The following is a 4,574-nucleotide window of genomic DNA, read 5'->3' on the forward strand; positions in this document are numbered from 1 at the left end:
AAGCTAACCGCGCTCGCAGCCCCACCATTCACCGAGATCGTGAAGTTCGAGGCAGACACGCCGTCGGCGCCAGCCGCAAGCGACCACGTGCCATTCACCGAACCGCCTTCAGCAACACTCGACGGCGCATCCGAGATCGCAACGCTCGGAACGTCATCAGAGATCGAGACGGTGACCGTGCCGGTGACCTCGTCACCATCATGATCGGCGGCGACGACCGTCACAGAGCCGAGACCGAGCGCGACATCGCCCGCACCTGGATGGGTGTCGTAGTTGTCGAGCAGGTCGACCTTCACCGAAACGTTGCCCGCAGCACCAGCCGCGATGCCGCCAGCCGGCGCCGTCAGCGTCAACCGCACCACGGCGCCGCGCTCGTCAGAGCCCGTCAGCACCGTGCCGCCGGCCGAAGCCGTCCAGGTCAGCGTGTTCGTCAGGCCCGAGGTCGAGCCGAAGCTGAAGCTGGTCAACGCATCCGAACCGGCCGTGAAGCTCAGCGTGCCGCTGCTGGTCAGCAGCGACGGGTTCGGCGTCGAGCCGTCCGTCAGCCCCTGGTCGTCCACAGAAAGCGAGACCGATCCACCACCGGTCGGCACAGCACCGTCCGTGATCGAGATCGTCTGGCTGTCCGAAGCGACGTCGTTGTCGCCATCCTTCGCCGACAGCGTGAAGCTGATCGACTGCGCCGCGTCGTTGTCGAGACCCTTTGCAGCAACGAAGCTCCAGCTGCCATTGGCGTTGATCGTCAGCGTGCCCTTGCCCGTGTCGATAGCCGTGCCGAAGCTAACCGCGCTCGCAGCCCCACCATTCACCGAGATCGTGAAGTTCGAGGCAGACACGCCGTCGGCGCCAGCCGCAAGCGACCACGTGCCATTCACCGAACCGCCTTCAGCAACACTCGACGGCGCATCCGAGATCGCAACGCTCGGAGCTACCGTGTAGCTGAGCGAGGCAAAGGCACTGGCTTCGCTGTCACCAGCGGCATGCAGGACGTTGTCGAGCAGCGTCACCTTGTAGGCGCCAGTCGCCGTGTCGATGATCTGGACCGTAAACAGCGCGCCGCGCGATCCGCTCGCCGTCAGCGTATTGGTTCCGGCGTTCCAGCTATAGGTGACGGCTTCCTGGCCGACCTGGCCGGGCTTGCCATCCATACCAGCGAAGCTGAACACCAGCGCTCCGTCGCCGCCTGCCCCCTGCAGCTTGCCCAGGAAAACGGCCTCGCTTGGATCAGCCGGTGTGGTTTCACCAGCATTCGCATTGATGTCGCCCGCAGCGACAGCACCATTGGCGCCAGTCAGGCCATCGTCATCGACGGCAGCCGAGACTGTTCCGGCTGTCGGCACAAGATTGCTTTCCTTGACCGAGAAGACGACAGCATTCTGCGCAAGCCCAATGGTGTCGCCGTCGCCGTCGCGAGCAGTAATGAACTGGCCGAAGTCGAGGTTGACGTGGCTCGCACCGGCATGATCGAGCGGTGCAAACAGCGTCAGCACGGCCTTGCCGTTGACGATCTGCATCTCGAAGACCTTGGCATTGTCCGAGGTGAAGCCGGTAAGCTTGTTGCCGTCCGACTTGATCCAGACTTCCTTGCCCCCGGAGTTGATCGAGCCGAAGTCCTGGGCGGTGAAGCTCTTAAGCTGGAATGCACCGCCGGCATGCGCGCCGTCCTCGCCGAAATTGACGAGCTGCATCAGGTCGATGTTAGAGGTTGTCTGCTGTGATGGCGTTACAGTGACCTGCCCCAACTCCAGATTGTCGAGGATGATACGGCCCTGGAAGCCGGCTGGATTCGGTGGAACGATCACAAGCTTAGACAATATCACGCCATCCAGCACAGTGCCGGTAGCGTCGAACATGCTCGTTGGCGTTACGCCTGGCGTCGCGTTGGACTGAACGGTCAGCGTGATTGGGGCCAGCGCGTTGCCATTTGCATCGTAACCAATCAACGTGACCTGCGACGCACCTGTATTGGCGCCGTCGAGGCCGATTGCGGCGCTCTCGATGGTAAATGTCTTGCCGGCAGCAGCCGTGAAGATCATCGATTGGCCAGCACCGGCAGTCTGCAAGGTGAATTCGTTGCCGTGAATGACAACGATCGTGCCGGCATTCGTGGTTAGATTGGGAATATTGGGTGCCTGATTGAGCTGGGCGAGGCCGAACCCGTATGTCTGCACCTGCACGGAAACCGTGGGCGAACCCGGCTCGTTCATGACGGTGGCTGCCGGAACCGAAGCCGCCGCCTCCGGCGAGTCGTCGTCGACATTGACCTTGATCGTGCCGGTCGCCTTGTCGCCGTCGCCGTCGGTAATGGTGAAGCCGAAGTTCAGTGGAAGATTGTCTTCGAACGACGTCTCGACCACGTTGGTGGTGTCCGGGTTGTCCGTGCCCGAGTGAACCAGCGGCTGCAGCAGCGTGATCGTGTAGTTGCCGCCTGCGTCGATCGTCAGGGTGTAGACTTTGACGGTGCCGACGCCCGGCACTTCCATAGTGCCAGTCAGCGTGCCGCCTGCGTCGTTTGCGTTCTGGCTCCAGGTCTGGCTTGTCACCGCGTATTGCGTGCCAACGCCATCGGCGCCGACATGGATCGCCTTGAGACCGGCAATACCGGTTGCCTCGAATGACTTCAGCCCATCAGCGCCCGCGTCAAAGACAATCTTGCCCTTGGCGACACTGCCCGAACCGTCGTCGCCGGGACCACCCTGGTTTCCGAGAACCTGTCCCAGCGCATCTTCATCGTCGATGGACGAGCTGTAGACGGCCTTCAGGCTGACATTGTCGAGCAGCGCACCGTGCTGGTTCTCGCTTCCGGTGCCCTTGAAGGCGAGCACTGCGTTGGGGCCGCTTGCGGTCACGTTGATCGTGATCTGCTGCAGGCCAGGGGCAATGTTGTTGTTGGCCGGAATCTCGTAGACGAGCTTGCCGTCGAACCAGACCTGCATGCCGCTGGAGCCGGCGCCATCGCCGCCGCGCGGCGAATAGGCGAAGCTCAGCTGATAGGTCTGACCTGCCTCCGTACCAGCAATCGTCTGCTGGATCGTGGCATTGGTGGAAGTGGTGGCGTTGATGTCGCCGACGTTGCCGTTCGCTGGATTGCCGACAGTGTCGGAGTCGAGCTCGACCAGCGCGTTGCCGAACGGGGTGCTTACGCCGCCGGCACCGCCTGTCTGGACCTCGAACGGCACCTTGCCGTCGGACGTCCAGCCTGTAAGGGAGTGGAAGATCTCCCAGTCCTGGTTGCCGAGGACGTTGGCATGGCCTTCCTCAAAGCTGCCGTTGACGATCAATTCATTGCCGAGTGCCGGAGTAGACGGGACGACCGAAATTACCTTCGGACCATCGTCCTCAAACAGGACCCGGCCGGAGATGTCGGCGCTGCCGGTCGCCTTGTCGCCGTCGCCATCGGTGGCGGTGACCTTCACCGAAACCGTGTTCGCGGCAAGCCTCACGCCTTCGTCATGGCTGTTTGTGTCGGGATGGCCGAGCGACACATATTGGGCAAGCGTAACAACGCCCGTGCCGGCATCGACATGCAGCGCGAACGCGACCTTGTCGGTGTTGCTGACGCCGTTGCCGTCGGCGTCGTAAACGCCGATGATGCGGCCATCAGCGTCCTTGTACAGGAAGATGGCCTTGCCTTCGGTGGTCGTCAGGCCGGAAGGAACGCCGTTGGTGTTTGCCAGTTGGAGGGCATAGACAAGCGAGCCACTGGTCGCCGGGCCATCGGCGCCGAAAGCAGCGACCGCATTAACGATCGGGCCAGTGCCTTGGGCGAACTGGGCGGAACCCATATCCGCATCCACTCCAGCGTTGATGCCATTGAACAGAGCGGTCACGTCGGCTGCCGCCACCTCGTCAGAATCCGAGTCCGTGCCCTTGCTTTCGTCAATGACGATGATGTCGTTGAGCTTGATGTTGCCCAAGAACGTGCCGGTGTTGTCGCCGGCGGTGCCTATCTCGCGGAACTCAAGCGTGTTGTCGTCGCCAAGCGCAGGTACGTTGATGACGATCGTCTGCATCCCACCTGACGTCGGCACATAGGTGCCGACGACCTGGCCGTTCCACACGACCTCCAACTTTGCGCTACCAGCGGCCACCCCGCTGGCCGCGCCGATCTCGAAGGATAGGCCGTAGCTCTCGCCTGCGGTCAGGCCTGTAATCGTTTGCGATAGCTGGATATTGCCCGGAGATGCCTCGAGGTCGACCATGACACTGTTGGTCGGGCTGTCCGCACCGCGATAGCCGTCGCCGACCTTTTCAAGAACCACCGTCGTCGCAGGTTGGAAAGTCGATCCCGTGATCGTCCAACCACCGGCGGTTCCCGACGTGTTGATACCGCTGCCCGTGCCCCATTCACCGCCATTGTCGGTGAAGCCCTGGATAAACAAACCGTTGGCGACGGATTCGGGTGCTGCGACAGTCAGCGTTGGGCCATCGTCCTGGAACTTGACGCTGTTGGTGATGTCGACTTTTTTGGTGTCGGTATCGCCGTCGCCGTCCTTGACGGTCAGCTGCACCTCGATGGCCTTGCCGTTGCCGAGGTTGAAGCCGGTCGCTTCGTCGGAGTTTGTCGTGTCGGA

General features: G+C 62.2%; 1 protein-coding gene. It reads right to left on the reverse strand.

The features are described 5' to 3' along the window. Positions 1-4,574, reverse strand: a 4,574-nt coding sequence (locus AC1DLV_RS30190; protein WP_476836344.1) for a DUF5801 repeats-in-toxin domain-containing protein, incomplete at both ends; no start/stop codon positions are given.

Source organism: Aminobacter sp. 01T433 (assembly GCF_056398585.1).